Raw genomic sequence first — 26,062 nt, 5'->3', positions numbered from 1 at the left:
CCCCTTTATAGGAGACAGCCCATCTCGACCATGGCAAAACACCGATCAGTCCGCTCGAACGGTGACCTCCACGAGGCGTACGAGATCGGTCAGGTCCGCCTCGAAGTCGTCCACCTCGGACCCGCCCGGCAGCCCGCCGGTGACCTCGCCGGTCGCGTAGCCCAGCAGGAAGGCGCAGATCATCCGGGCCAGGCCGGGCACCCGGCCGGCGGGCACGCCGGCGTCGTGCAGGATGCCGCGCAGCGCGGCGGTGAGCCAGGACGCCGACGCGCCCGCCGACGAGCGGTTGAGCAGCAACGGAAAGGCACCCGGATGGGCGTACGCGAGTTGCCGCACCGCCCGGCCGAGAGCGCGCAGCCGGGTCCGCCAGTCCGGGTCGGCGGGACCGTCGACAGCCGAGCCGAGCTCCAGGTGGAGCAGGTCGACCAGGCCGTCGAGCAACGCGTCCTTGCCACCGACGTAGGGGTAGAGCGCCATCGAGGTGAGTCCGACCCGTTCGGCCACGGCCCGCATCGACATGGCGGCCAGTCCGCGCTCGTCGACCAGTGCGAGCGCCTGGTCCAGGATCAGCCGTCGCTTGTCGTCCACACCTCACCGTGTCGGGTGGGCGCGGTGGACCGGTCGTGCCGCGCCCACCCACTCACCCGCTCGGGTGAGTGGTCAGCACCACCGGCCGGGTGGCCGGCCACGTCCCGCGGCCCGGCGGCGCGGACGCACCGCGCCGTGCAGATGACCTCCGGCCCAGCCGTGCAGCTCTGTCCGGCACCCCACCCGACTCGATCCCGGCTCCGACTCGACGGCCGGTGTCGCCATCGGCGGTGCCTCTTCGAGCGCGGGATCGATGTCGGCGCGCAGCGGTCCGTCTTCGCGGTCCGTCATCTCGCCTCCCCAACCTTCACGCGGTGTCCCATCGGCGACCCGGTGCCCCTTATTACGTTCCGGCCGGGGGAACCGGGCCATGCTAGTGCGACAGACTGCCAGGTCACCGACCGAAATCGGGGGAGTGGCGCACCGCTATCCCGACAAAAACCCTAAATCGCTACAAATAACGCTCTCATTGCGCCCATAAATGCCGTGACCTGAGGTTCTTGCAACTTGCAGGACGGAAGCGGACAGAGCGGTCCCTTCACCTCGGCAGCCGACCCGGCATGGCAGTCTGTGTGTCGTGGCCGACAGCGCGAAACCCCCGCTCGCCGCCACTCTGCGCCGCATCGAGCGCAGCGCCGGCGCCCTCGCGAGCTCCGCCGTCGCCCGGATGGACGACGATCTCCCCTGGTTCCGCGCCCTGCCCGCCGATCAGCGTTCCTGGGTCATGCTGGTGGCGCAGGCCGGCGTCCGCTCCCTCGTCGAGTGGCTCCGCTCCGGCGGAACGGTCGCCACCAGCCAGGAGATCTCCGACGAGGTCTTCGCGGCCGCGCCCCGCGCCCTGGCCCGCTCGATCACGCTGACCCAGGCGGTTCAGCTGATCAAGGTCACCATCGACGTGGCCGAGTCGGAGGTCGGCCACCTCGCCGCCGCCGGCGAGGAGGAGGCGCTGCTGACCGCCATCCTCAAGTTCTCCCGGGAGATCGCGTTCTCCGCCGCCCGGGTCTACGCCCGCGCCGCCGAGTCGCGCGGCGCCTGGGACGCCCGCCTGCAGGCGATGCTGGTCGACGCCCTGCTGCGGGGCGACTCCTCGGACGTGCTGGCCAGTCGCGCGGCCGCGCTCGGCTGGGCCGACGCGCCCCCGGTCGCGGTAGTGGTGGGCCGGTCCCCCGGCGGCGAGATCACCTCGGTGCTGCACGCCGTCTACCGGGCCGCCCGCCGGGCCCGGCTCGAGGTGATCGGCGGCGTGCACGGCGACCGGCTCGTGGTGGTTATGGGCGGGGTCACCGACCTCGCCGCCAGCGCCACCGCCCTCGCCCCCAGCTTCGGCGAGGGCCCGATCGTGGTCGGCCCCGCCGTTCCCTCGCTGGACCAGGCCACCGAGTCGGCCCGCGCCGCCCTGGCCGGCTTCCGGGCCGTCCAGGCCTGGCCCGGGGCGCCCAACCCGGTGGCCGCCGACGACCTGCTGCCCGAGCGCACCCTGGCCGGCGACCTGGCCGCCCGGCGCACGCTGCGGCACGACGTCTACGGCGCGCTGCTGCGGGCCGGCGGCGGGCTGCTGGACACGCTCGACGCGTTCTTCGCCGCCGGCGGTGTGCTGGAGAGCGCGGCCCGCGAGCTGTACGTGCATCCCAACACCGTCCGATACCGGCTCAAACGGGTGGCCGAGGTGACCCGGCTGTCACCGCTGGACGGCCGGGACGCGTTCGCGCTACGCCTCGCCATGACGATCGGCCGGCTCGACCCTGCGACCTAAATCACGGTTAAGGTGTGTACTCCTAGAAACGGCAAATCAGGACTTAGCGTGCCCTCTTTGTAGGATCCCTACAACGCTGGTCGTAGGGTTTGGTGGCCGCCGTCAACCGCTCATGGCCCCCTCATCCGGAAGAGTCAGGGCGTGCTCGCTGTCCTCTCTCCCGGCCAAGGCTCCCAGAAGCCCGGCTTCCTGACTCCCTGGCTCGCGCTCCCCGGTGCCGAGACCCGCCTGCGCTGGTGGTCCGCCATCGCCGGGGTCGACCTGCTGCACCTGGGCACCGAGGCCGACGCCGAGGAGATCAAGGACACCGCCCGGACCCAGCCGCTGCTGGTCGCCGCCGCCCTGCTCGCCGCCGAGCACCTGCCGCTGGACCAGGTCGGCCTGGTCGCCGGCCACAGCGTCGGCGAGCTGGCCGCGACCGCCATCGCGGGCGTGCTGCCGGCCGAGGCCGCGATCGCCCTCGCCGCCGTGCGCGGCCGGGAGATGGCCGCCGCCTGCGCGCTCGAGCCCACCGGGATGAGCGCGGTCATCGGTGGCGACCCCGACGAGGTCGTCGCCGCCATCAAGCGCCACGGCCTGCACCCGGCCAACCGCAACGCGACCGGCCAGATCGTCGCGGCGGGCACCCTCGAGGCGCTCGCCGAACTGGCGGCCGAACCACCGGCCGCGGCCCGGGTCAGACCCCTGCAAGTCGCCGGCGCCTTCCACACGCCTTACATGGCGCCCGCGGAGGCCGCCCTGGGTGCGATCGCCGGAGGCGCCACCGCGCACGACCCGGTCCGCGTCCTGCTGTCCGACCTCGACGGCGCCGCCGTCACGAACGGTGCCGAGATGGTGCAGCGCCTGGTCCGCCAGGTCACCGCCCCGGTCCGCTGGGACCTGTGCATGCGCACGCTCAAGGATCTCGGCGTCACCGGCGTGCTCGAGCTTCCACCCGCCGGCACCCTGGCCGGCCTGGTCAAACGGGAGCTCAAAGGCGAGGGCGCACCCGAGATCGTCACCCTCAACACACCTGACGACCTGCCCGCTGCCCGCGACCTGATCGCCCGGCATGCGACTGAAGGAGCAGCACGATGACCGCCGCGGGTTCCCGCATCGTCGCGATGGGCCACTACCAGCCCTCGCGAGTCGTCACGAACGACGACCTGGCCAGCACCATCGACACCAACGACGAGTGGATCAAGGACCGGGTCGGCATCGCCGAGCGGCGCATCGCCGGCGCCGAGTCGGTCGCCGACATGGCCACCTACGCCGCCGAGAAGGCCCTCGCCGGCTCGGGCCTGGCCGCCGCCGACATCGACATGGTCGTCGTCGCCACCTGCACCTCGATCGACCGCTGCCCCAACGTCGCGACCCGCGTCGCGGCCCGGCTCGGGATCGCCGCGCCGGCCGCGTTCGACCTGAACACCGCGTGCTCCGGTTTCTCCTACGGAATCGGCACCGCCGACCACGCGATCCGGGCCGGGGCCGCCCGCAACGCCATCGTGATCGGCGCCGAGAAGCTCTCCGACGTCACCGACTGGACCGACCGCAAGACCGCGGTGCTCTTCGGGGACGCGGCCGGGGCCGCCGTGCTGACCGCGGTCGCCGAGGGCGAGGAGCCCGGTGTCGGCCCGGTGCTGTGGGGCTCCGCGCCCGACAAGGGCGACGTCCTGAAGATCGAGGGCTGGCAGCCGTACATCCAGCAGGAGGGCCAGATCGTCTTCCGCTGGGCGACCACCGCGCTCGCCCCGTTCGCCCGGGAGGCCTGCGAGAAGGCCGGTGTCGACGTGTCCGAGCTCGCCGCGTTCGTCCCGCACCAGGCCAACTCCCGGATCATCGACGGCATCGTCAAACGGCTCGGCCTCGGGCCCCACGTGGTCGTCCCGAAAGATCTGGTCGTTTCGGGGAACACCTCCGCGGCGAGCATCCCGCTGGCCCTGTCCAAGCTGGTCGAGCGCCGGGAGGTGCCCTCGGGCGCCCCGGTGCTGCTGTTCGGCTTCGGCGGTGGCCTCACCTACGCCGGCCAGGTCGTCCGCTGCCCGTAGGCAGTCCGACCGGACCGGAGCACCTCCCCAACAGTTGAGAGGAAATTCCCAAAATGGCAACTCGCGAAGAGATCACCTCTGGCCTCGCCGAGATCCTCGAGGAGGTCGCCGGGGTGAACCCGGACGACGTCGCCGAGGAGAAGTCCTTCACCGATGACCTGGACGTCGACTCGCTGTCCATGGTCGAGGTCGTGGTGGCCGCCGAGGAGAAGTTCGGCGTCAAGATCCCCGACAACGAGGTGCAGAACCTGAAGACCGTCGGCGACGCCGTCTCCTACATCGAGGCGAACCACTGACATGAGCAACGTAGACGTCGTCGTCACCGGGCTCGGCGCGACCACCCCGTTGGGCGGGGACGTCGCGTCCACTTGGGACGCAATGCTCGCCGGTCGCTCCGGGGTGGGTCCGCTCACCCAGGAGTGGGCCGTGCAGATGCCGGTCCGCATCGCCGCCGAGCTCGCCGTGGAACCCACCGAGGTTCTCGATCGGGTGCGGCTGCGTCGGCTGGACCGCTCCGAGGCGATCGCGTTGATCGCCGCGAAGCAGGCGTGGACCGACTCCGGCCTGGAGACCGCCGGTCTCGACCGGGAACGTCTCGGGGTCAGCTTCGGCAGCGGCATAGGCGGGGCCCAGACCCTGCTCAACCAGGACGACATCCTGGAGGAATCGGGCCCCCGCAAGGTCAGCCCGCACACCGTGCCGATGCTCATGCCGAACGGCCCGGCCGCCTGGATCGGCATCGACTTCGGCGCACAGGCCGGCGTGCACGCCATGGCCAGCGCCTGCGCCACCGGTGCCGAGGCCCTCGCCCTGGGTCTCGACATGATCCGCTCCGGACGCGCCGACGTGGTCATCGCCGGCGGCACCGAGGCGGTCATCCACCCGCTGCCGTTCGCCGGGTTCGCCGCGATGCGGGCCATGTCGACACGCAACGACGAGCCGGAGAAGGCGTCCCGCCCGTGGGACAAGAACCGTGACGGGTTCGTCTTCGGTGAGGGAGCGGGCGCGGTCATCCTGGAGCGCGCCGAGCACGCCCGGGCCCGCGGGGCCCGGATCTACGCCCGGCTCGCCGGGGCCGGCATCACCTCGGACGGTTACGACATCGTGCAGCCCGACCCGGAGTGCAAGGGCGGCATCCGCGCGATGAGCCGGGCACTTCGCGACGCCGGCCTCACCGGTGCCGACATCGCGCACGTCAACGCGCACGCCACCAGCACCCCGGCGGGCGACATGGGCGAGATCATCGGGATCCGGACCGCCGTCGGCGCCCACCCGGTGATCACCTCGACCAAGTCGATGTCGGGCCACCTGCTGGGCGCGGCCGGCGCGGTCGAGTCGATCGCCGCGATCCTGGCCATCCGGGACAGCGTGGTTCCCCCCACGATCAACCTGGACGACCCGGACGACCGTCTCGATCTCGACGTGGCGGCGCACAAGGCCCGCCCGCTGGAGATCCCGGCGGCGCTGAACAACTCGTTCGGCTTCGGCGGCCACAACGTGGCTCTGGTCTTCACCAGGGCCTAGCGCGGGAGACGACGGAACGCCCGGGCCGAGCGGCCCGGGCGTTCCTGTTTCCGCTGCTCAGTTGGTGAAGGTGACGACCAGTTCAGCGTCCTTGACCGTGACATTGCCGTACAGGTAGATCTGGTCGTTGCCGGCCTCGTGCTTCTTCGCCCCGAAGAAGTCGCGGTAATCGGCCTCGTAGTGGGCCGTGCCGCTGCCGGAGAAGCGGGCGCTGCCGGTCTCGCTGGTCAGCGTCGACCTGATCTCGATCTTCGGATAGGTCGGCATCGTCCACTTCACGGTCGGCTTCTCGCCCGGCAGGAAGGCGCGGAACGGGCAGCCGGACGGCGCGTCCGACGTGCTCTTCAGGCAGGCGTCGAGCTTCGCGCGCACCTGCTTGTCGACCTCTTTCTGGACACCCGGGGCAAGATCACGACTGAAGATGCTCGCGTACGCGTGTGAGCCGCTCATCTGCTCGGCGAGCACGACCGTCTCGGCGATCAGCGGCGTGCCCGCCACCTTGATCTCGTACGACCCCGGGAAGGCGACCAGGTTCGTGCCGCCCTCGGGCACCTGCACCCCGTTGACCGTGACCCCGGCCGTCGACTCGGGGCTGACCCGCACCTCGGTGAACGCCTCGACGAGCACGTATTCGCCGTCGATCTTGCGAACCGTGACCGGCATGCTGAGGTCCTTGCCGTTCGCCACGAAGGCGACCGTGACCCGCCATGCCTCGGCGCCGGGCAGCTTGTAGACCTTGCCGACCGCCACCGCCGAGGGCCGGCGGGCCGGGTCGGCCAGGGCGGCCGAGGTGAGCAGCGGGTTCTTCTGGGCCGCGGCACTCCCCTCGTAGGTCTGCGCGAGCGCCTTGCCGGCATCGCCCTCGGCCAGCGCCCCGAAGTAGTCCTTGACCGCCGAGTCGGGCCCGTCGCGGCCGATGCCCAGTACCGCGACGAGGACCGCGACCATGCCGACCACCAGGATCAGGAAGACGGTGAGGCCGATCGCCACCACCTTGCCGGTGCTGAGCCCGAACGGCCCCCGCCGCGGCGCCCGGGGCGGCTGCGCCTGCGGCGACATCGGCTGCGGCGGGACCGTGCCGTAGGGCTGCGGCTGCGGCTGGACCGTGCCGTAGGGCTGCGGCGCCACCATGCCGTAGGGCTGGGGCTGCGCGGGCGCCGCCGGAGCGCCGCATCTCGGGCAGGCCGGGGCACCCGGCTGCACCGCTGTGCCGCACTGGAAGCACATGCCTCCGACGGACGTGCTGATCTCGCTCACTGAAGAAGTTCCCCCATGCGCCTGAACCGAAGGCGCACAGTATGGCCACCTCGGCGGCGGTTCGCGACCCCGTCAGGGGCAGGCGGTGCGGGGCAGGCCGGGCACCGCGACCGGCGACCGGCCCGGCGCCTTGTTCCGGCCGCTGAGCACCGAGGCGAGCGCGGTCAGCGACAACCTGCTCGACGAGTACGTCGCGACCAGCACCGGGGACTTGGCCGAGCCCAGCAGGTAGGGCGTGTCCATCATCACCGTCACGGCCGCGGCCGGATCCAGGTCGACGGCCTTGTCCCCGTACCCGACGAGGTGGACGACCTTGCCGCCGGCCGCCTGAACCGACACGCCGGCCTCCTGCAACGCCTTGACCATCGTCACCCGGGCGACCTCGCGGCCGGTGGCCGCGGTGACCGTGACCGGACCGCTCACCAGCGGGCCGGCACAGGGCCCCCGCAGAACCGTGATCGACGCGGCGTCCAGCGCCGCCACCGCCTGCGCGTGGGCCGCCGAACCCACCGTGCCGACCGCCGGCTGCGGCTGCCCGGCGGTGCGGAACTTCAGGGTGAGGATGCGGGTGACCGCCTCGACCAGGCGTTCGCGCTTGAGCGAGCCGCTCTTGAGGCCGGCCACGATGCCGTCCCGGGCGGCGGTGATGTCCGGTGGCATGAGCAGCATGTCGTTGCCGGCGTTGAGGGCGCGCACCGCCGACTCGCCGGCCGGCCACTTCATCGCCGGCGGCATGTTCATCGCGTCGGAGATCGCGACGCCGGTGAACTTCAGGTCGGTACGCAGCACATCCGTCATGATCTTGTGGGAGAAGGTGGCCGGCGTGCCCTTGTCGAGTGCCTGCACGTCGAGGTGGCCGGACATCACCACGTCGGCGCCCGCGTCCACCCCGGACCGGAACGGCGGCCGGTCCTGGGCCGTCCACTGAGCCATGTTCTGGGTCACCACCGGCAGACCCTCGTGACTGTCCCCACTGGTGTGGCCGTGGCCCGGGAAGTGCTTGAGGCCCGCCGCGACGCCACCCGCTCGCAGCCCCCGCACCGCCGCCTGCACCTGTCCGGCGTTGGCCGCCGCGTCCGAGCCGAACGAGCGCGAACCGATGACGGTGTTGTCGGGCGGCCCGAGGGTGTCGGCGACCGGTGCGAAGTCGACGGTGACGCCCATCGCGGACAGTTCCTCGCCGGCCGCCTTCCACGCGTCCTGGGTCAGAGCGGGCTGTCCGGCGGCGCCCGCGCCCATCGCGGACGGGAGCATCGTGACGCCGTTGGTGACCCGGGTGACCACGCCGTACTCCTGGTCGGTGCCGATCATCAGCGGAGCGCCGCCGGGCAGCCGCCGCGCCGCCGCCTGCAGGCCGTCGGTGAGGCGCCGGACCTGCTGCGGGTTCTCCACGTTGGTGGCCGGGTTGGTGGAGCCGGTCGGGTCCTGCGGGGCGAAGCTGACCAGGATCAGGCCGCCGAGGCGGAACTTCGCGATCATCTGGGCCGGGGTGTCGACGCCGGCCAGCGACTGGTTGCCGGCGGCGGAGGCACGGTCCACGATGTTCGCGTCGCTGCCGTAGGCGTACGGCATGAGGACCTGACCGGCCAGATCGGCATCGCTCATGGCGGCGATCGCGGTCGCGGCCCGGGCTGCCGGGTCGCCGCTCGCGGTGGCGCCCGGCGGGTTCGTGCTCGCCGGGGCCGACACCGCGTCGGCCCCGCCCGTCGGTATCGCCGGTTTCGCGGCCGGTTTCGCGGCGTTGCCGGAACACGCGGTCACGACCAGCAGCAACGGCAGGACCAGCAGGCTCCTCTTCACCCGAGTCATCTCAGCAGCCTGGCGCCGGCCACGCAAATACGCACTGATTTCGCCGGATTCATCATTGTTTTTGGGCACGGGTCATCGCGGCTCGGCTGCTCGGCGGCGTCAGCCGACCCGGGTCAGGAGCGTGACCGGGGCGCCGTCACCGGCGTACCGATAGGGCTCGAGCTCGGCGTCCCACGCCGTGCCGAGCGCCTTGTCGAGGGCATGGGCAAGAGCCTCCGGCGCACGCGCGGAGGCCATGACGGCGCGCAGCCGGTCCTCGCCGAGCTGGATGTCCCCCGACGCGCCCATGATCCCGTGAAAGAGGCCTCGCCCGGGCACGTGCATGAAACGCTCACCGTCCAAGCCCGGACTCGGTTCCTCGGTCACCTCGAAACGGATCATGGGCCACTGCCGGAGGGCAGCAGCCAGCTCGGCGCCGGTCCCGGCCCGCCCGGTCCAGCTGCACTCGGCCCGTCGCGCGCCGGGGTCGACCGGCTGCACGGTCCAGTGCAGATTGACCGGCGCGGTCAGAACGCGCGCGATCGCCCACTCGACGTGCTGGCACACGGCGAGTGGGGTCGAGTGGACGTATACGACGCCACACGTTGGCACGGTGACCTCCCGGAGACCGAGGTGCGTCTTCCCCTACGACCTCGACCGCGGTTGATCGTGTCCCATGATGCCGAATGGTACGGATGGTGCGCCAGGGAATCGGCAACATCGACATCGGAACTGCCGTAGCGGCCCACCCGGTTCAACGGCTGTACCTGCTCCGACGGCACGGTCCCCCGGTCATCGTGTAGTGTTGCCTCGGCCGTTTTTTGCATTCCCTGTTTCTGCCCCAAGGAGCTACGCCGTGGCGAGCAACACCTCGAAGACCGCCCGCGCATCAGTCCGCGCCGGCCAGGGCACCGGTGGCGCCCTCAGCGTGCTCGGTGAGTACAAGTACCTCATCCCGCTCGCCGATGGCCGCTTCGCCTATGTGCGCAACCTGACCAACGGCAAGACCGCCCACCTCAAGACCGACTCCGACGCCTTCGTCGAGGAGATCCGCGTCCTGGCCGCCGCCGGCCACGGTGCGAAGATCCGCGCCGAGCTCGAGTCGCTCGAGTCGACCCACCCCCAGCACGGCTGGGGTGCGACCGAGAAGCGCCTGGTCGACGCCGGCGTCTTCGAAGCCGCCTGACCGAACCGACAAGGGCGCTTCCCCACCGGGGAGGCGCCTTTTTCGCGCCCACCGACGATCCACCCACCGAGATCATCCGGGCGCTTCACCCCCAGAACCCCACAAAGCACGCCGCTGCGCCACCGTCGCCGTGGCCAGCACATCTCCGCTCCCCCGCGCAGGCCGACGGCGGGCCGATCTCGTGTTCGCGGGCTGTGGTCGAGCCGGCCCAAGCCAGGCATGTCAGCAAGCCGAGCGGGTTGCGTGCGCCTGCGGGAGTCGTCAGCACGCGAGACCGCGGTCCCGCGGCAGGGACGCGGCGGTGCGCCTTGCGGGACAGCGCCCGGAGATCCGAGCCCGCCGCCGGATCCCGGGCCACGACGGTGAGTGGCGGGCAGGTCAGGGCGGCGGGCAGGTCGGGAAGTTGACGCCGCGCGAGAGGCGCGTCGGGGGCGTGCGTGGGCAGGAGCTCGCGCTGTGGCGGCGGGGCCGGTGCGCCCGCGTACTTCCCGGGTGTGATCTTCAGGAGGGCAGAAGTTCCACCAGGCCGGTGTCGAGGTCGTAGACCGCGCCGACGATGTCCACCTGGCCGGCGGTGACCGGGTCGGCGACGCCGGCGACCTCGCGGATGCGGCGGACCGTGCGGGTCACGTGCACACGCATGGCCTTGTCCGGGGCCTCGGGGTCGTCCGCGCCGACCTGGAGCACCGCGGGGGTGAGCTGTTCGACCAGGTAGCCGATGTCGCCCTCGGGGTGTTCGTTGGCGCGGACCGCCTCGACGGTGGCCTGGACGGCGCCGCAGCGCTTGTGGCCCAGCACCATGATCAGCGGGACGCCCAGCTTGGCCACCGCGAAGCCGACCGAGCCGAGCACGGCGTGGTCGACGACGTGGCCGCCGGAGCGGACGACACAGATGTCGCCGAAAGTCTGGTCGAAGATCGCTTCGAGGGGTACCCGGGAGTCGATGCAACCGACCACGACCGCGTGCGGCTGCTGGCCGCCGGAAGCGGCGGCCGCGGCGGCGACCTGGTGGCCGTGCTCAGGGCGGCCGCTCACGAAGCGCTTGTTGCCCGCGACCAGTTCGGCCAGGGCGTGCGCGGGCGTGGTGATCGGTGGGATCGGCGGTACCGACGCGTCGGTCGTCATAGGGGGATTCTTGCGGAGATCCGGCTCGGCGACAGGGAGTGCGAGGCAACTCACGTTCCGCGCCGGCCGAAGAAACAAGTGGCCAAAGTCCTGTATCGCGAGTGATGATTATTACCCGTGGGTACAACGGGGCCGTGCCACTCGCGGAGGTGCCCATGCCGGAGCGCTCGCAACTGACGCTCGCCGACGGTGTGACGTTGAGCGTCGAGAGCTGGGGTCCGGAGGATGCCCAGGTCACGGTCGTTCTGTTGCACGGCTGGTGCCTCGACAAGCGAACCTGGCACCACCAGGTCGCCGCGCTGGGCCGGATGCGGCCCGAGCCCCGGGTCGTCGCCTACGACGCGCGCGGGCACGGGCGTTCCGGGTCGACCGGGTTGGCCGCGGCCACCCTCGGACAGTTGGGCGAGGATCTCGCCGAGGTGCTGCGCGCGATCGACGGGCCGGTGGTGCTCGCCGGTCACTCCATGGGCGGGATGACGATCATGGAGTTCGCGCACCGGTTCCCGGACGAGTTCACCCGGCGGGTCGCCGGCCTGCTGTTCATCTCGACGACCGCGGAGGGTCACACCCACACGCGTTACGGTCTGCCACCGGGGCTGGCGACGCTGATGCGGGCCGGGGAGACGCTCGGGGCGGGTCTGCTGGCCCGGTCGGGGGCCTGGTGCCCGCACCGCGCGGTGCTGCCGGCGCTGCGCCCGGCCCTGCGGTGGCTGCTCTTCGGCGACGAGATCGAGGATGCGGCGCTCAAGGTCACGATGACGAGCGTGGGGCGTACGACGTTGCGGTCGATCGGTGGTTTCCGGGCCTCGATCGGTGCGCAACAGCGCCTCGACACCCTCACCCGGCTCGGCGACGTGCCGGCCGCGGTGCTGGTGGGTGACCGTGACCGGCTCACCCCGCCGCCGTGCGCGGAGGGGATCGCCGACGCGCTGCCCGGCACCGAACTGACCGTCTACCCGGGCGCCGGGCACATGCTGCCGCTGGAGCGCCACCCCGAGGTGTCGGCGGTGCTGGCGGACGTCGTGGTGCGGGCCCGCCCGGCCAAGCGCCGCCGCCGTGTCCTGCGCAAGGCCGCGTAGCGGGCCCCGGCTCGCGGCGGTGACCGTCGGGTGACCCGAGATCCGGACCCGGCTGTCATCAACCTGTCCTCCGGGAGTAGATTCGATTGCCCCCTTTTTTCGGAGGAATGACCACTTGAGCGACTCCACCGTCCTCCAGCAAGAGATCGCCCTCGAGCAGAAGCACGTCGACCGGGTCTACGCCCGGTTGGTGGACCTGCGCCGCGACGCGACCCGCGCCGAGAAGGAGGGCTACCAACTGGCCGGCGTCGGCACGTTCGGTGCCCTCGTCGAGCGCGACGCGATGGTGTTCCACGCGGCCCGCCGCCGGCACGCCCTCGACACCGAGTACGAGGGCCTCGTCTTCGGCCGCCTCGACCTGCTCACCGGAGCGACCCACTACGTCGGCCGGATGGGTATCCGCGACGAGAGCTCCACCCCCCTGGTGGTCGACTGGCGCGCACCCGCCGCCGCGGCGTTCTACCGGGCCACCCCGGCCGAGCCGCTCGGCGTCGTGCGGCGCCGGATGATCCAGTCGTCCCGGGAGAAGGTCACCGGCATCGAGGACGACCTGCTCGACCCGGAGGCCGCCCCCGAGGGCATGCGCGTCGTCGGTGACGGCGCCCTGCTGGCCAGCCTGTCCAAGGCGACCGGCCGGGGCATGCGGGACATCGTCGCGACCATCCAGCGCGAGCAGGACGACGCGATCCGCTCCCCCGCCTCGGGGGTGACGATCGTGACCGGCGGCCCCGGCACCGGCAAGACGGCGGTGGCCCTGCACCGGGCGGCCTACCTGCTCTATTCCGACCGCGGCCGGTTCGCGGGCGGCGGCATCCTGGTGGTCGGCCCGTCCGGCGTCTTCGTCGAGTACATCGCGACCGTGCTGCCCTCGCTCGGCGAGGACTCCGCGTCGCTGCGCTCGCTCGGCACGCTGGTGCCGGGCTACGCCGCGACCCGGGTCGACTCCGGTCCGGTCGCCGCGCTCAAGGGCTCGCTGCGCATCCGCCGGGTGCTGGAGCGGGCCTCGCACGACGCCGTCCCGGGCGGTCCCACCGAGCTGCGCCTGCTCTACCGGGGCGCGCTGCTGCGACTGGACGCCGGCACGCTGGAGCAGATCCGCCGCAAGGCGCTGCCGCGGGGGGCCCGCCGCAACGAGGTGCGCGGGCACGGCTTCGACCGGGTCTTCGACGCGCTCTGGGCGCAGGTCCGCGACCAGCGCCTGTCCGGCCTGCCGGAGAAGCGCGAGTTCGAGGCGGAACTGGCCGACCGCACCGACTTCCGGGAGTTCCTCAAGCAGTGGTGGCCGCGCCTGACCCCGATGCGGGTGCTGCGCTGGATGGCTGATCCGGCCCGGCTGCGGCACTACGCCAACGGCCTGCTCTCCGGGGCCGAGCTCGCCACCCTGCAGGGCTCGTTCGACCTGCTCGACGAGCAGGGACCGACGATCGCCGACGTGGCGCTGCTGGACGAGCTCGACGAGCTGCTGGGCCGGCCCCGGCGGGCCCAGGCCAAGAGCCGGAACCCGTTTCACGTACGGGACGGGGTCCAGGAGGTCAGCACCTTCTCGGACCGGCAGGCCGCCGCCCGCGCCCAGCGGGTCCAGCGTGACGAGGACTACCGCGACTATGCGCACGTGGTGGTCGACGAGTCGCAGGACGTCTCGCCGATGCAGTGGCGGATGATCGGCCGCCGCGGCCAGTACGCGTCGTGGACGGTCGTGGGTGACCCGGCCCAGACGGCGTGGGCGGGCGACCCGACCGAGCTGGACCACTCCCGGGACCGGGCGCTCGGCACGCGCAAGCGCAACTCCTATGCGCTGACCACCAACTACCGCAACTCGGCGGAGATCTTCGAGGTGGCCGCCCGGGTGATCCGCACGATCATGCCGGACCTGCCGCTGCCGTCGGCCGTACGCAGCACCGGTGTCGAGCCGGTCGACCTGGTGACCGACCGGGCCGGGCTGCCGGGCCTGGTGCGGGAGCTGGCCGAGAAGCAGCTCACCGACGTCGACGGGACGATCGGGGTGATCACGCCGGTGCCGCGCCGGGACGAGATGGCCGGCTGGCTCACCGGCCTGCCGGAGCGGATCCAGGTGGTCACGGCGCTGGAGGCCAAGGGCATGGAGTACGACGCGGTCGTGCTCGTCGAGCCGGCGGCGCTCACCCGGGACGCGGCCGGGATCCGCACGCTCTACGTCGCCCTGTCCCGGGCCACCCAGCGGCTGACCACGGTCGGCACGGTCAAGGAGTGGATCCCGGCGACGTAGGTGGTGGGCGGCCTGCCGGATGGTGCGCGACGGGTGGCGATCATCACAACCCAGGGGGCACGATCACCACACCGGCCACCGAACAGGCCAACCCCCGACCCGTCGGCGGGGTCGTCTCTACGCTTGGTGGCCATGCCATCACGGAGGGAAACAATCATGACGCAGTCCGTCATCCATCAGCCACGGATCGCCTGGGACGGCGCGCGCGCCTTCGTCCGGGCCGCCGGCAGCCCGCAGTCCGAGACGTTCGCGTCGCGGGTGCTCAGCCGGCTCGGCAGCGAGGTCTACGGCCAGTTCGCCGACACCCGGCAGCGCCTGCTGACGGCCCTCGTCGAGACCGGCGGCGACCGGTACGCGAGCGACGTGGAGGCCGGCAAGTGGCGGGTGCGGCTCGAAGACCTGTTGCGTACGCATCCGGAGCTGACTGACGCGGTGCGTGAGCTGACCGTGGAGGCCGTTGCTCTCTGAGATTTAATCGCTTTTGCGGGATTCGCCAGACTGGTGCGTCGCAAACAGAGAAAATCTGGACATGAGCGACGCTCGGGTCATGGTCTTCGCGCCCGCACCTCAACTCACCGTGACCATCGAACAGCAGCACGATCAGCCCGAACTGCACGTCCACCCGGGCGGTCAGGGCATCTGGCAGACCCGCATGATCACCTCGCTCGGCGCCGAGGTGATCCTCTGCGCGGCCGTCGGCGGCGAGGTCGGCCGGGTGCTCAAGCCCCTGCTCGACTTCAAGGGCGTCACGCTGCGCACCATCCCCCGGGAGAGCGGCAGCGGGTGGTACGTCCATGATCGCCGCGACGGCCAGCGCCGCTCCCTGGCCGAGCAGGCCGGGGCGCCGTTCACCCGGCACGAGCTCGACGAGCTCTACAACCTGGCGCTGGCCGAGGGGCTGCGGGCGGGCATCGCCATCCTCAGCGGCCCGGCCCACCCCTCGGTCATCAAGCCCGAGGTCTACCAGCGACTCGCCGCCGACCTCAAGGCCAACGGCTGCAAGGTGATCGCCGACCTGTGCGGCGACCACCTCAAAGCGGTGCTCTCGGCCGGGCTCAGCGTCGTCAAGGTCAGCCACGAGGAGCTGATCGCCGACGGCCTCTCCCCCGACGACTCCGAGAAGAACCTCACCGACGCCCTGCTGAAGCTGCACGACGACGGCGCCGAGGCGGCGCTCGTCTCGCGGGCCGACGCGGGCGCCCTCGCGCTCATCAACGAGGAGATCTACCGGGTCGGCACCCCCAAGCTGACCCTCACGGACGCCCGCGGCGCCGGCGACTCGATGACCGCCGGTGTGGCCGCGGTGCTCGCCCGCGGCGGCGAGATGAGCGAGGCGGTTCGCACCGGGGCGGCCGCAGGCGCGTTGAACGTCACCCGGCACGGGCTCGGTACGGGGCACCAGGACGCCGTCCAGGTGCTCACCGAGCGGGTCAAGCTCACCCCGATCAAGAAGGCACGATGACGAGAATCCTGGTAACGAACGACGACGGCATCGACGCTCCCGGCCTGCGTTACCTGGCGCGGGCGGCCGCGCGCGAGGGCCACGACGTGGTCGTGGCCGCGCCGATCACCGAGTCGAGTGGCTGCAGCGCCTCGATGACCGCCATCGAGGAGCACGGCAAGATCATTCTGCACAAGCGCGAGCTCACCGGGGCCAAGCACATCCCGGCGTACGCGGTGGCCGCCTCACCGGCGTACATCGTGCTCCTGGCGCTGCGGGAGGCGTTCGGCGAGCCGCCCCAGATGGTCCTGTCCGGGATCAACCGCGGGGCCAACGCCGGGTCGGCGGTCGTGCACTCCGGCACCGTCGGCGCCACGCTCACCGCCTCGTACGCGGGTCTGCACGGCCTCGCCGTCTCGCTCGACGTGCTCACCGCCCGGGTGGCGTCGTCGCGCAGCGGCGGCGCGGCGATGGACGTGATCAGCGCGGCCGACGACGAGAAGCGGCACTGGAGCAGCGCCGCCGATCTGGCCGCGCGGCTGATCCCGACACTCGAGCACACCCCGTCCGGCACCGTCTTCAACCTCAACGTGCCCGACCTTCACCTGGACGGGATCCGGGGCCTGCGCCGGGCCGCCCTCGCCCAGTTCGGCCAGGTGCAGATGCACATCGCCGAGGCCGGGGAGGACTTCGTGCGGACCGCCGTGCAGGCCGCCGACGACCTGCTCGAGCCGCAGACCGACCTGGCCGCCCTGGCCGAGCACTTCGCCGTGGTCACGCCGCTGCGCGCCCCCGTGGAAGCGGCGGACGTGCGGTTCAACCTGGAGACGGTGCTGGTGCGCTGAGCGGCCCCGGGCCGGGCGTCAGGCCGGGACGACCGGCTGACTCTCCGCCTCGCCGAACGGCTGGGGGTTGCCGAACAGCCCGAGCAGGCCGGTGACCCACAGCTGCCGGTGGGCGAACCGGCTCGGCCGGGTCACCAGCAACTTGACCTCGCTGACCGCGGCGAGCTGGAAGGCGGCGACCAGCGCGCTGATCCCCACGGAGTCGATGAAGGTCACGGCTTGCATATTGAGCTCGATGCGGGCGGGACGTCCCTCGGCGAGCTGGGTCGCCACGGCCTCCCGGATCTCGTAAGCGTTCTCCACGTCGATCTCGCCGCTGGGCGAGACCTCCACCACACCGTCGGCAAGCGTCGACGTCGTTATCGACAGCGTCACGCCAATCCCTCCACCCGCCCGAGCCTTCCCGGGCGTCTGCTCCTCTGTGCGCGGGCCGCGACGCAGCGTAGTGCTTAGTCACGAGAGTGCCCCCGCCGGGGGTGGTCGAGACTACCCCCGCAAGGTCCGGTGAAACTGGCCAGAAGGCTAGTCATCGAACCTGTTAGCCACCTGAGTGACCCGTGTGAACCTGGTCAAGAGTACCGGGGCTTGTCCAGTCGTTTCCGAAACGTGATGGCGTGCACAGCCGGCACGTTTGCCGGATGACGCACATGGGCAGGTGAGATCGGGTAGGCGAACGCAGGAGGGAAACGGATATGTCTTCCAGCACGTTGAGCAAGGCCGAGCGGACGGCGGCCCAGGCGTGGGACTACCTGTCGTCCGCCATGGCGGAGACCGCGTCGAAGGCGGCTTCGGTCGCGGGCGACAAGAGCCAGGAATGGGCCGACCGGAGCCAGGAATTCGCCGGTAAGGCGGCCGGCAAGGCCGGTGGCAAGGCGGACGTGGCGTGGGCGAGGGCCAACGCGGCGGCGGCGGCGCTGGCCGGGCGTAAGCCGAGCACCCCGTGGGGGCTGCTGATCGTGGCCGGTCTGGCCGGTGCGGCCGTCGGCTGGGCGGCGGCGACGTACACCCGTACGGCGCTGGCCAAGCAGGCCGAGGCCGAGGAGCGTGAGCTGACCGAGACCGCGGTGATCGTCGGCGGTACCGACGTGTGACCACCGGCGGACGCCGGCCGCCGGGTGGAACCCTTTGCCACCTGGCGGCCCTTCGCCGTGCCCGCGACCAGCCCACCGCTGGTACCGCTTTCATCACCGACCGTCTGTAGAGTTGAGCGACGTTCGGCTGCTGTGGCCATGCCACCTGATCAGATAAGGTCCGTCGGTGCTGTCTGCGGGGAACCTCCTGGGCAACCGGTATCGGTTGGACGAGCGCATCGCCACCGGAGGGATGGGCGAGGTCTGGCGGGGCACCGACGTCGTGCTCGGCCGGGTGATCGCTGTCAAGGTTCTGAAGACGGCCATGCTCGCCGACCCCGAGTTCACCGCCCGTTTCTACGGCGAGGCCCGGATGATGGCCTCGTTCCGCCATCCCGGCGTCGTCGAGGTCTACGACTACGCCGGGGCCGGCGACGGCGAGTCCGCCGTCGACCAGGTGGCCTATCTGGTCATGGCCTACGTCGAGGGCGAGCCGCTGTCCACCCGGGTGCGGCAGGGTCCGATGACGGTGGCCGAGACGATGTCGATCGTCGCGCAGGCGGCCGACGCGCTGCACGCCGCCCATGAGGTCGGCGTGGTGCACCGGGACGTCAAGCCGGGCAACCTGATCGTGAAACCGACGGGCGCCGTGGTGCTCGTCGACTTCGGGGTGGCCCGCTCGAACGCGGTGACCAGCGTCACCCAGCTCAACGCGATCGTGGGCACGGCCCTCTACATGGCTCCCGAGCAGGTCGCCAAGGGCAAGGTCACGGCCGCCACCGACATCTACGCCCTGGGTGCGGTGGCCTACCACTGCATCGCCGGGGTGCCGCCGTTCGACGGCGACAACGCCCTCCAGGTGGCCCTGCGGCACCTCGAGGAGGAGCCCGAGCCGCTGCCGCCGCACGTGCCGCTCGCCGTCCGCGAGCTGATCGCCCGCGCCATGGCCAAACAGCCGGCCGACCGGTTCGAGACCGCCGCCGAGTTCGCCGAAGCCGCGTTCGAGGCGGCCGGACCGCTCGACTGGAAGCGGATGACCGGCACGGCTCTGGTCGCCCCGCTCAGCCCGGCCCCGCCGACCCGGGCGGTGCCGGTTCCCCGCAGCCTGCCCCCACCGTTGCCGCCGGCCAGGCGCAAGCCGAGAAGTCAGACGGCGCTGCTGGTCGCGATCGTGACGATGGCGGTGCTGGCGATCGGCCTGACCATGGCCATCCTGTTCGGCGGCGAGAAGGACCGCAACCAGGTGAAGGACGGGATCACCGTGCCGTCCGCGACCGCCGAGCAGACCGAGCAGCAGCCGCAGCCCTCCGTCGGCGTCTCGACCACCAAGTCGACGGTGAAGCCCAACGGCACCCCGCGCTCGTCGGCCCCGCGCACCTCGGCCACCCCGAGCGAGGCCCCCGCGACCAGCGCGACCCCCTCGAAGTCGCCGACCACGAAGCCGACCACCACCCCGCCGACCACCCAGCCCACCACGGCGGCGCCGACCACCCCGCCGACCACCCAGCCCACCACGCCGGCCGGTGCCGGGGCGGGCGGCGGCGGCGCCGGAGCAGGCGGCGGCGCCGAGGGTTGACCCTCACACCGTGTCAGGGCGGAGGCTGAGTGAACCATGTTCAGTATCGGAGACTTCGCCGGCCTGGGCCGGGTGTCGGTGCGGATGCTGCGCCACTACGACGCCATCGGCCTGCTCCCGCCCGCCCACGTCGACCAGCACAACGGCTACCGCTCCTACACGGCGGCCCAGTTGCGTACGCTCAACCGGATCGTCGCCCTCAAGGACCTCGGCTTCACCCTGCACCAGGTGCGGGCGCTGCTCGAGGACAAGGTCGACACCGGCGAGATGCGCGGCATGCTCCGCCTGCGCCGGGCCGAACTGGCCGCTCAGGTCGACCGCGACAACCTGCGCCTGGCCCAGGTCGACGCCCGTCTCCGCATGATCGAGATCGAGGGCCACATGGACACCGGAGACGTCATCATCAAGAGCATCCCGCCGCTGCGGATCGCGGAACTGTCCGCCGTCGCCAAGAGCTACGACGACCCGTCGTCGATCACCGAGAACCTGACCCCGCTCTATCCACGACTCATGGAGCTGATGGAGAGGGCCGGCGTCCCGATGACCGGCTCACCGATCGCCTACTACCGGCCCGCGCCGACCGGCCCGGAGGACGAGACGATCACCGTGCACGCGGCCTTCCCGATCGGCGACGTCGAAGTGGGCCCCGACCCGGGCTTCGACGTCGTGGTCCTGCCCGAGATCGAGCAGGCCGCGACGGCCCTGCACGAGGGCTCGATGAGCGAGGCGTTCCGTACCGGCCAGAAGATCGCCAACTGGATCGACGACAACGGCTTCCGCACCGTCCCGCCCGGCTACGCCCGCGAGATCTACCTGGACTGCCCGCCGGACGACTTCACCAAGTGGCTCACCGAGATGCAGGTCCCCGTCATCCGCTAGCCCGCACCCGCCATCGGCGCCGGGGTCCTCGGAACGTCCCTCGGGAGACCTCATTCTCGACCCGGCGCCCCGAAGGGATTCGCCGAACGAGATCCGCCACAGCCCGATCCGTCGGCGGATCATCCGGCGAATCCGAACACGCCGAAGCCGACGGGTTTAAAAGGTGCAAACCGCTCACCGAATAGCCGCGATCATGAGCGAGGCGACCTGGCGGGACCCGCCGGCGCCGACAAGGACGCGCGGACAAGGACGGGCCTGCGGCGGGGCGCTCGATGGGCCGGGCGCCCCGCGGGCTCCGGAGGTCAGAACGCGACGGGTACGCCGGCGCGGACGAGCTGCCAGTTCTTGACGTAGAAGTCGGCCGGGTCGATGGCGCCCTTGGCCTGCGCCCAGTCGATGAGCAGCTGGCGGATCTCCTGCTGCTCGTTGTAGACCTGGGTCTTGACGATGCCGGGGAAGTTGCCGCCGCCGGAGCGGCGGTAGTTGTTGACGGCGACCACGAACTGGGCGGCCGGGTCGACGTCGGTGCCGTTGAGCTGCAGGCGGGTGATGCGGGAGCCGATCGGCTTGCTGATGTCGATGTCGTAGTCGACGCCGGACAGCACGTCGTAGTTGTAGTCGGGGACGGCCGGGTCGCTGATGGTGGCGGCGACGACCGGGGCGTCCGGGGCGAGGGTGACGAAGAACTTCGCCGAGTACTCGAGGTACGCCTTGACCTCGGCGCCGGTCAGTACGACCGCTTCCAGGGTGTTGTCGTAGATGTAGAGGCCGGCCACGTCCTTGATCTTGACGTTGCCCTTCGGGAAGACGGCGGTGCGGCTGAACGGTGCGGCGATCGACAGCACCGGCAGGGCGGCGTAGGGGCCACCGGCCAGGGCGGCGGCGACGGTGTCGGTCTGCACCTTGTTGATGTAGTCGAGGATCGGGGTGTCCTCGTAGCGTGAGGTGGCGGCGGACAGCTCCTCGGTGGAGGTGGCGACGACCTGGTTGACGTACGCGACCGTCTTGTCGTGCTGGGCCTTGACCGCGGCCAGCACGTGCGGGTCGGCGTCGACGGTGTTGGTGTTGAGCGTGGTCGCGGCCGAGCTGGTGATCTTCCACTTGCCGTGGGTGCGGACCAGGTCGAAGTCCATCTTGGTGAGGCGCTGGCCCCACTTCGACGGTTCCGAGGTCAGCACCTGCTGGCCGGTCCTGGTGTTGGTGACGAATCGCTGCGGGATCTCGAGGTGGGCGTGTCCGAACAGGATCGCGTCGATGCCGGGGACGTTCTGCGCGATCAGGGCGACCGGGTTCTCGTTCGGGAGCTCCGGGCCGTAGCTGGAGGTGCCGCTGTCGCCGCCGTGGGCCGAGATGATGACCACGTCGGCACCCCGGCGCCGCATTTCCGGCACCCACTTCGCGGCGGTCGTCACCATGTCGAGAAAGGTCAGTTTGCCCTCGACGTTGGCCTTGTCCCAGATGGCCACGCCCGGGTTGGTGAGGCCGAGGATGCCGACACGCAGCGTCGGCGCATGCTTTCCGAGGGAGACGCGCTTGATGACGTACGGCGTGAACGCCGGCCGGCCGGTCTTGGCGTTCACCGCGTTGGCGGCCAGGGCCGGGAAGCCGAGCTGCCGGATCCACAGGTTCAGCAGCGGCAGGCCGTAGTTGAACTCGTGGTTGCCGAGCGTGACGGCGTCGTAGTGCAGCACGTTCATGGCGCGGGCCATCGGGTGCCGTTCACCGGTCGTGGTGATCGGCTCCTGCTTGGCGTAGTAGGTGGCGAGCGGCGTGCCCTGGATGGTGTCGCCGGCGTCGAGCACGAGTGTCGCGCCGGTCGCCTCCGCCCGCAGCTTGTTGACGAGGGCGGCGAGCTTGGCCACGCCGACGTCGTTGTGCGCGGAGTCGTCGTACTCGGCGTCCTTGTAGTAGTCCCAGTTGTAGACGTTGCCGTGGGTGTCGGACGTGCCGAGCACGGTCAGGTGGTAGGTCTCCGGCGTGGGGTGGGTGTGCCCCCGGCCATGAGCCTGCGCGGCCTCGGCGGCGACGAACGGGGCCACCGCGGCCGCCGCGGCGGAGGCGGCGACAACAGTGCGCCGCGATACACCGGCGGGAGTAGTCATCGGAAACCTTTCCAGATCGGATCACGCACCTGTGGGCGCGCCTCACGCACGATAAACCTCACATCTCCTCGGGCATATCGATGCCCAGCAGATCAAGACCGATCCGGAGGGTACGGGCGGTCCGGTCGGCGAGGGTGAGCCGGCTCGTGTTCCCGGCGACCCGGCAGGTCTCGTAGAAACTGGAGAACGCCACCGCGAGGTCGTGCAGGTAGACCGCCAGCCGGTGGGGTTCGCGCTGCTCGATCGCGGCGTGCACGACCGCCTCGAAACCGAGCAGGTGCAGCGCGAGCCGCCGTTCGGCGGGGTCGGCGAGAACCACCGGGCCGGGCTCGGCGGCCGGCGACCGCCGGAAGATCGACCGGATCCGGGCGTACGCGTACTGCAGGTAGGGCCCGGTGTTGCCGGTGGAGGCGAGCATCCGGTCCCAGTCGAAGACGTAGTCGGAGCGCCGGTCGCTGGACAGGTCGGCGTACTTGATCGCACCGATCCCGACGGCGGCCGAGGTGGCCCGCGCCTGGGCCTCGTCGAGCAGATCGGCCAGCTTGATGTTCTCGCCCGCCCGGGTCTTGAGCATCTTGCCGTCGGCGCCGAGGACGGCGCCGAACTCGACGTGTTCGACGGTGGTTCCGGCGGGCAGCCAGCCGGCCGCCCGCGCCACCGCGAACACCATCGCGAAGTGGGTCCGTTGCGGGGCGCCGACGACGTACAGGATGCGGGTGGCGCCCAACTCCCCCACCCGGTGCCGGATCGCGGCGAGATCGGTGGCGGCGTACCCGAATCCGCCGTCGCTCTTGCGGACGATGAGCGGCAGCGGTTCGCCGTCGCGGCCGGCGAAGCCGGGCGGGAACGCGCAGAGCGCGCCCTGGCTCGGCACCAGCAGGCCCTTCTCGCTGAGCTCGGCCACCACCGAGGCCAACTGGTCCTGATAGAAGCTCTCGCCCACGAAGTCGCCGGGCGCGAGGGTCACGCCGAGCCGGGCGTAGGCCGCCAGGAAGGCCACTTCGGACTGCTCGACCAGCCGCCGCCACATCCGCCGGGTCGCCTCGTCGCCCGACTGCAGCGCCACCACCCGCAGCCGCGCCCGTGTCCTGAAGGCCTCGTCGCCGTCGAACCTCGCCCGCGCGGCCCGGTAGAACTCGGTCAGGTCGGCCAGGGAGTGTTCGCCGGCGACGTCCTCGGCCAGGTGCTCGATGAGCATGCCGAACTGCGTGCCCCAGTCGCCGAGGTGGTTGACCCGCACCACGTCGTGCCCGGCGAAGTCGAGCAGCCGCGCCAGCGCGTCCCCGATGATCGTCGACCGCAGATGTCCGACCTGGAGCTCCTTGGCCACGTTGGGGCCGGAGTAGTCGACGACGACCCGTTCGGGGGTGGCGGTGCGGGCCACCCCGAGCCGGTCGTCGAGCGCGTCGACGCCGGCCGCCAGCACGTCGTCGTGCACGGTCAGGTTGAGGAAGCCGGGACCGGACAGTCCGACGTCGGCCAGGCCGGTCAGGTCGGCGCGCGCGGCGACGTCGGCGGCGATCTCCCGAGGGGCGCGGCCGAGTCGCCCGGCCAGGGCGAGGGCCGCCCCGGACTGGAAATCGGCGTGCTGCGACGCGCGCACCGCGGGGTCGACGGGTAGTCCGGCCACGGCGGCGAACGCCGCCGCGAGCCGGTCGTTGAGGAGAGCTTCGAGATTCATCGGCAACCCATCGGGTACGCGGGTCGACCGGTCGAGACATCAGCACCGGCGGGTTCGACCCGCCGGCGGACAAGCAGACTTCAGCGGCGGTCGTCAGATCGCCGGCGTCGCTCGCTGAAGCTGTACATGCGGGGCACTGTAGCAGGATGGAACTGTGGCAGCGGGGCGATAAAGGGGTTCTGGAGTTGCCGTCGGGGCGCCGGGTGCGCGGCCGGGGCCTGCGTGATCCGCTGCCGTCCGGCCACCCGCCGACGTTCGGCGTCTACCTCCTCGGCGCCCGGCCACCGGAGTTCGGCTGGCCGGCGCGGTGGGTGCGGTGGCCCGATTTCCGGTTGCCGGCCGACCCCGCGTACGCCCGTACGGTGCTGCTCGAGGTCCTGGCCCGGGCCGGGCAGGACCGCGTCGAGATCGCCTGCTTCGGCGGCCGTGGCCGCACCGGGACCGCGCTGGCCTGCCTGGCCGTGCTCGACGGGGTGCCGCCGGGCGAGGCCGTCGCGTTCGTCCGCGAGCACTACCACCCGAAGGCCGTGGAGATGCCGTGGCAGAGCCGTTTCGTGCGCCGTCTCGATCCGCCCGGGAAACCCGGGCACTGATCGGAAGCTGCCATTACGCTGGGACAGCACGCCGACGCCCTGGGGGACCGATGATCGTCGTGGAGCGCACGTTCACCGTGACCGCCGCCCCGGGCCCGGTGCTGGGCTATCTCCAGGATTTCGCGAACGCGCGGGAGTGGGACCCGTCGGCCCGGCGGACCAGCCGGGTGGACGCCGGCCCGATCGCGCCGGGCGCGCACTGGCGGCACACCCGCAAGGTCTACGGGGTGACCACCGAGCTCACCTACACGCTGATCGCCGCCGAGCCGAACCGGCTGGTCTTCCACGGCCGCAGCGAGGGCGCCACCTGCGTCGACCTGGTCGGGCTGCACCACGTGCCGGGCGGCACCGAGGTGACCTACCGGATGGAGATGGAGCTGCACGGCCTCGCCAAACTCGCCACCCCCCTCCTGCGTGGCGAGTTCGAGCGGCTGGCCAGCTCCAGCGTCGCCCTGGTCACCGCGGCCCTGGACGAGTTGTCCCGACCCGCCGGGGTGCGCCGCCGGCTGGGGTCCGCCACCCCGAACCGGCTGCCCACCCCCGCCGAGGAGACCGGTCTCTGACCGACGGCGAGCACCTGGAGGTACGCGGAGGGGATCTTCGTGGTGCCGTCCCCGGCGCCGGGCGGGATCAGGCCCGTAGCGCCACGCCCGACTCCACGGTGGTCAACCCGAAGGCCTCCTCGACCAGGTCGAGCGACCGGATCCAGGGGAAGTTGCGCGGGTCGTTGCGGCCCGGTGGCAGCGGCTCCCAGCCGTCCTCGGCACCGAACAGCACCCGCACGCCCTCGGAGCGCAGGTCGGCGACGGACCGCCGGAACGGCAGCCGGGCCGCCAGCGCCGAGTTGACCGCCGGCACCACCACCGTGGGGATGCCCCGCCCGATCACCTCGGCCACCGACGAGAGCGGGTAGTTGTCGGCGATCCCGGCGGCGAGCTTGTTGATCGTGTTGAACGTCGCCGGCGCCACGATCAGCGCGTCGGCCGGTGGCGAGATGCGCCGCCCGTCCGCCGCGAACTTGTAGGTGGTCCGCACCGGCCGCCCGCTGGCTCTCGTCACCGCGGCCGTGTCGAGGAAACCGAGTGCGCTCTGCGTGGCCGTCACGTCGACGGACCACCCCCGGCGCGACGCCTCCTCGATGAGCCCGACGACCCCCGCGGCCGCACCGCCGCCGCTGACCACCACCCGCAAGTCACCCATAGCTCCCGATTGTGACCCACAACACAAGCGCGTGGGTGGCTACACAGCGACAAAAATTCCGCAACCCCCTAGAGTGCTTGCAGATCGCAACCACTAGGAGCCG

The 26,062-nt window shown here is 71.6% G+C and carries 26 protein-coding genes; 16 read left to right on the top strand and 10 right to left on the bottom strand.

Annotation, left to right across the window (positions count from 1 at the left end; genetic code table 11):
• Window positions 1–45: 45 nt before the first annotated feature.
• Complete coding sequence (locus Afe05nite_RS33410) at window positions 46–588, bottom strand: TetR/AcrR family transcriptional regulator (RefSeq protein ID WP_203821270.1); 543 nt, start codon at window positions 586–588, stop codon at window positions 46–48.
• 72 nt (window positions 589–660) lie between these two features.
• Window positions 661–879 (bottom strand): hypothetical protein, encoded by a 219-nt coding sequence (locus tag Afe05nite_RS33405; RefSeq protein ID WP_203821269.1) that lies wholly within the window; start codon window positions 877–879, stop codon window positions 661–663.
• A gap of 286 nt (window positions 880–1,165) precedes the next feature.
• Here Afe05nite_RS33405 and Afe05nite_RS33400 point away from each other — a divergent pair, with 286 nt between their 5' ends.
• The 5 genes from Afe05nite_RS33400 to fabF all read left to right on the top strand — a co-directional run bounded on the left by Afe05nite_RS33400 (window position 1,166) and on the right by fabF (window position 5,892).
• Window positions 1,166–2,341 (top strand): PucR family transcriptional regulator, encoded by a 1,176-nt coding sequence (locus Afe05nite_RS33400; protein ID WP_203821268.1) that lies wholly within the window; start codon window positions 1,166–1,168, stop codon window positions 2,339–2,341.
• Between the two features lie 141 nt (window positions 2,342–2,482).
• Window positions 2,483–3,418, top strand: a complete 936-nt coding sequence (locus Afe05nite_RS33395) for an ACP S-malonyltransferase (RefSeq protein ID WP_203821267.1) — start codon at window positions 2,483–2,485, stop codon at window positions 3,416–3,418.
• Window positions 3,415–4,368 carry a beta-ketoacyl-ACP synthase III gene (locus Afe05nite_RS33390; protein WP_203821266.1) on the top strand — a complete coding sequence of 318 codons (954 nt, stop codon included), beginning with the start codon at window positions 3,415–3,417 and terminating at the stop codon, window positions 4,366–4,368. Before Afe05nite_RS33395 ends, Afe05nite_RS33390 begins: the two co-directional genes overlap by 4 nt.
• Window positions 4,369–4,421: 53 nt before the next feature.
• The gene (locus Afe05nite_RS33385; protein ID WP_020516670.1) at window positions 4,422–4,664 is read left to right on the top strand and encodes an acyl carrier protein; all 243 of its coding nucleotides are present in this window, start codon (window positions 4,422–4,424) and stop codon (window positions 4,662–4,664) included.
• A gap of 1 nt (window position 4,665) precedes the next feature.
• The gene (fabF, locus tag Afe05nite_RS33380) at window positions 4,666–5,892 is read left to right on the top strand and encodes a beta-ketoacyl-ACP synthase II (protein ID WP_203821265.1); all 1,227 of its coding nucleotides are present in this window, start codon (window positions 4,666–4,668) and stop codon (window positions 5,890–5,892) included.
• A 57-nt stretch (window positions 5,893–5,949) separates the two neighbouring features.
• On the opposite strand, the gene Afe05nite_RS33375 is transcribed toward fabF, so the two are convergent.
• From Afe05nite_RS33375 to Afe05nite_RS33365, 3 genes are all read right to left on the bottom strand, one after another.
• Entirely contained in the window at window positions 5,950–7,149 is a 1,200-nt protein-coding gene (locus Afe05nite_RS33375) for a zinc ribbon domain-containing protein (RefSeq protein ID WP_203821264.1), read from the bottom strand.
• Window positions 7,150–7,221: 72 nt separating this feature from the next.
• On the bottom strand, window positions 7,222–8,958 hold the full coding sequence (locus tag Afe05nite_RS33370; RefSeq protein ID WP_203821263.1) for a glycoside hydrolase family 3 protein: 1,737 nt from the start codon (window positions 8,956–8,958) through the stop codon (window positions 7,222–7,224).
• 99 nt (window positions 8,959–9,057) lie between these two features.
• Window positions 9,058–9,549, bottom strand: coding sequence for a DUF3145 domain-containing protein (locus Afe05nite_RS33365; RefSeq protein WP_203821262.1), 492 nt, complete (start codon window positions 9,547–9,549; stop codon window positions 9,058–9,060).
• 244 nt (window positions 9,550–9,793) lie between these two features.
• Between Afe05nite_RS33365 and Afe05nite_RS33360 the strand changes: the two genes are divergently transcribed.
• Window positions 9,794–10,123, top strand: a complete 330-nt coding sequence (locus Afe05nite_RS33360) for a hypothetical protein (RefSeq protein WP_203821261.1) — start codon at window positions 9,794–9,796, stop codon at window positions 10,121–10,123.
• Between the two features lie 501 nt (window positions 10,124–10,624).
• Here the strand turns inward: Afe05nite_RS33360 and Afe05nite_RS33355 are convergent.
• Window positions 10,625–11,248 carry a carbonic anhydrase gene (locus tag Afe05nite_RS33355; RefSeq protein ID WP_203821260.1) on the bottom strand — a complete coding sequence of 208 codons (624 nt, stop codon included), beginning with the start codon at window positions 11,246–11,248 and terminating at the stop codon, window positions 10,625–10,627.
• A gap of 155 nt (window positions 11,249–11,403) precedes the next feature.
• Here Afe05nite_RS33355 and Afe05nite_RS33350 point away from each other — a divergent pair, with 155 nt between their 5' ends.
• The 5 genes from Afe05nite_RS33350 to surE all read left to right on the top strand — a co-directional run bounded on the left by Afe05nite_RS33350 (window position 11,404) and on the right by surE (window position 16,858).
• On the top strand, window positions 11,404–12,327 hold the full coding sequence (locus Afe05nite_RS33350) for an alpha/beta fold hydrolase (RefSeq protein WP_203821259.1): 924 nt from the start codon (window positions 11,404–11,406) through the stop codon (window positions 12,325–12,327).
• Window positions 12,328–12,442: 115 nt separating this feature from the next.
• Window positions 12,443–14,572 (top strand): HelD family protein, encoded by a 2,130-nt coding sequence (locus tag Afe05nite_RS33345; protein ID WP_203821258.1) that lies wholly within the window; start codon window positions 12,443–12,445, stop codon window positions 14,570–14,572.
• Between the two features lie 156 nt (window positions 14,573–14,728).
• The gene (locus Afe05nite_RS33340; protein ID WP_203821257.1) at window positions 14,729–15,040 is read left to right on the top strand and encodes a hypothetical protein; all 312 of its coding nucleotides are present in this window, start codon (window positions 14,729–14,731) and stop codon (window positions 15,038–15,040) included.
• A gap of 61 nt (window positions 15,041–15,101) precedes the next feature.
• A complete protein-coding gene (locus Afe05nite_RS33335) occupies window positions 15,102–16,034 on the top strand; it encodes a 1-phosphofructokinase family hexose kinase (RefSeq protein ID WP_239118387.1) in 933 nt (310 codons plus the stop codon).
• On the top strand, window positions 16,031–16,858 hold the full coding sequence (gene surE / locus Afe05nite_RS33330; RefSeq protein ID WP_203821256.1) for a 5'/3'-nucleotidase SurE: 828 nt from the start codon (window positions 16,031–16,033) through the stop codon (window positions 16,856–16,858). The genes Afe05nite_RS33335 and surE overlap by 4 nt, the downstream gene beginning before the upstream one ends.
• A gap of 18 nt (window positions 16,859–16,876) precedes the next feature.
• Here surE and Afe05nite_RS33325 read toward each other — a convergent pair whose 3' ends face one another.
• On the bottom strand, window positions 16,877–17,233 hold the full coding sequence (locus tag Afe05nite_RS33325; protein ID WP_203821255.1) for an STAS domain-containing protein: 357 nt from the start codon (window positions 17,231–17,233) through the stop codon (window positions 16,877–16,879).
• A 317-nt stretch (window positions 17,234–17,550) separates the two neighbouring features.
• Here Afe05nite_RS33325 and Afe05nite_RS33320 point away from each other — a divergent pair, with 317 nt between their 5' ends.
• The 3 genes from Afe05nite_RS33320 to Afe05nite_RS33310 all read left to right on the top strand — a co-directional run bounded on the left by Afe05nite_RS33320 (window position 17,551) and on the right by Afe05nite_RS33310 (window position 20,383).
• A complete protein-coding gene (locus Afe05nite_RS33320; RefSeq protein WP_203821254.1) occupies window positions 17,551–17,949 on the top strand; it encodes a hypothetical protein in 399 nt (132 codons plus the stop codon).
• Between the two features lie 166 nt (window positions 17,950–18,115).
• Window positions 18,116–19,504 carry a serine/threonine-protein kinase gene (locus Afe05nite_RS33315; protein ID WP_203821253.1) on the top strand — a complete coding sequence of 463 codons (1,389 nt, stop codon included), beginning with the start codon at window positions 18,116–18,118 and terminating at the stop codon, window positions 19,502–19,504.
• Window positions 19,505–19,540: 36 nt separating this feature from the next.
• A complete protein-coding gene (locus Afe05nite_RS33310; RefSeq protein ID WP_203821252.1) occupies window positions 19,541–20,383 on the top strand; it encodes a MerR family transcriptional regulator in 843 nt (280 codons plus the stop codon).
• A 302-nt stretch (window positions 20,384–20,685) separates the two neighbouring features.
• Here the strand turns inward: Afe05nite_RS33310 and Afe05nite_RS33305 are convergent, their stop codons facing one another.
• Together Afe05nite_RS33305 and argS are read right to left on the bottom strand one after the other, a co-directional pair.
• Complete coding sequence (locus Afe05nite_RS33305; protein ID WP_203821251.1) at window positions 20,686–22,485, bottom strand: bifunctional metallophosphatase/5'-nucleotidase; 1,800 nt, start codon at window positions 22,483–22,485, stop codon at window positions 20,686–20,688.
• A gap of 58 nt (window positions 22,486–22,543) precedes the next feature.
• On the bottom strand, window positions 22,544–24,166 hold the full coding sequence (gene argS / locus Afe05nite_RS33300) for an arginine--tRNA ligase (RefSeq protein ID WP_203821250.1): 1,623 nt from the start codon (window positions 24,164–24,166) through the stop codon (window positions 22,544–22,546).
• 146 nt (window positions 24,167–24,312) lie between these two features.
• On the opposite strand from argS, the gene Afe05nite_RS33295 reads away from it, so the two are divergent.
• Entirely contained in the window at window positions 24,313–24,759 is a 447-nt protein-coding gene (locus Afe05nite_RS33295) for a protein-tyrosine phosphatase family protein (RefSeq protein ID WP_203821249.1), read from the top strand.
• Window positions 24,760–24,809: 50 nt separating this feature from the next.
• Window positions 24,810–25,322 carry an SRPBCC family protein gene (locus Afe05nite_RS33290; RefSeq protein ID WP_203821248.1) on the top strand — a complete coding sequence of 171 codons (513 nt, stop codon included), beginning with the start codon at window positions 24,810–24,812 and terminating at the stop codon, window positions 25,320–25,322.
• Between the two features lie 67 nt (window positions 25,323–25,389).
• Here Afe05nite_RS33290 and Afe05nite_RS33285 read toward each other — a convergent pair whose 3' ends face one another.
• Complete coding sequence (locus Afe05nite_RS33285) at window positions 25,390–25,959, bottom strand: flavoprotein (RefSeq protein ID WP_203821247.1); 570 nt, start codon at window positions 25,957–25,959, stop codon at window positions 25,390–25,392.
• Window positions 25,960–26,062 lie beyond the last annotated feature (103 nt).

The sequence above is a fragment of the Paractinoplanes ferrugineus genome (assembly GCF_016862195.1).
Classification (GTDB): Bacteria; Actinomycetota; Actinomycetes; order Mycobacteriales; family Micromonosporaceae; genus Actinoplanes; species Actinoplanes ferrugineus.
Note: the sequence above shows the minus strand (reverse complement) of the source record. Positions and strands in the feature narration are given on the sequence as shown.

Bases quoted from the DNA above. Each gene is read 5' to 3' on its own strand.
- Afe05nite_RS33405 (WP_203821269.1), bottom strand. From the start codon at position 879: ATGACGGACCGCGAAGACGGACCGCTGCGCGCCGACATCGATCCCGCG.
- Afe05nite_RS33390 (WP_203821266.1), top strand. From the start codon at position 3,415: ATGACCGCCGCGGGTTCCCGCATCGTCGCGATGGGCCACTACCAGCCC.
- Afe05nite_RS33385 (WP_020516670.1), top strand. From the start codon at position 4,422: ATGGCAACTCGCGAAGAGATCACCTCTGGCCTCGCCGAGATCCTCGAG.
- fabF (WP_203821265.1), top strand. From the start codon at position 4,666: ATGAGCAACGTAGACGTCGTCGTCACCGGGCTCGGCGCGACCACCCCG.
- Afe05nite_RS33370 (WP_203821263.1), bottom strand. From the start codon at position 8,958: ATGACTCGGGTGAAGAGGAGCCTGCTGGTCCTGCCGTTGCTGCTGGTC.
- Afe05nite_RS33355 (WP_203821260.1), bottom strand. From the start codon at position 11,248: ATGACGACCGACGCGTCGGTACCGCCGATCCCACCGATCACCACGCCC.
- Afe05nite_RS33350 (WP_203821259.1), top strand. From the start codon at position 11,404: ATGCCGGAGCGCTCGCAACTGACGCTCGCCGACGGTGTGACGTTGAGC.
- Afe05nite_RS33340 (WP_203821257.1), top strand. From the start codon at position 14,729: ATGACGCAGTCCGTCATCCATCAGCCACGGATCGCCTGGGACGGCGCG.
- Afe05nite_RS33335 (WP_239118387.1), top strand. From the start codon at position 15,102: ATGAGCGACGCTCGGGTCATGGTCTTCGCGCCCGCACCTCAACTCACC.
- surE (WP_203821256.1), top strand. From the start codon at position 16,031: ATGACGAGAATCCTGGTAACGAACGACGACGGCATCGACGCTCCCGGC.
- Afe05nite_RS33320 (WP_203821254.1), top strand. From the start codon at position 17,551: ATGTCTTCCAGCACGTTGAGCAAGGCCGAGCGGACGGCGGCCCAGGCG.
- Afe05nite_RS33310 (WP_203821252.1), top strand. From the start codon at position 19,541: ATGTTCAGTATCGGAGACTTCGCCGGCCTGGGCCGGGTGTCGGTGCGG.
- Afe05nite_RS33305 (WP_203821251.1), bottom strand. From the start codon at position 22,485: ATGACTACTCCCGCCGGTGTATCGCGGCGCACTGTTGTCGCCGCCTCC.
- argS (WP_203821250.1), bottom strand. From the start codon at position 24,166: ATGAATCTCGAAGCTCTCCTCAACGACCGGCTCGCGGCGGCGTTCGCC.
- Afe05nite_RS33295 (WP_203821249.1), top strand. From the start codon at position 24,313: ATGGAACTGTGGCAGCGGGGCGATAAAGGGGTTCTGGAGTTGCCGTCG.
- Afe05nite_RS33290 (WP_203821248.1), top strand. From the start codon at position 24,810: ATGATCGTCGTGGAGCGCACGTTCACCGTGACCGCCGCCCCGGGCCCG.
- Afe05nite_RS33285 (WP_203821247.1), bottom strand. From the start codon at position 25,959: ATGGGTGACTTGCGGGTGGTGGTCAGCGGCGGCGGTGCGGCCGCGGGG.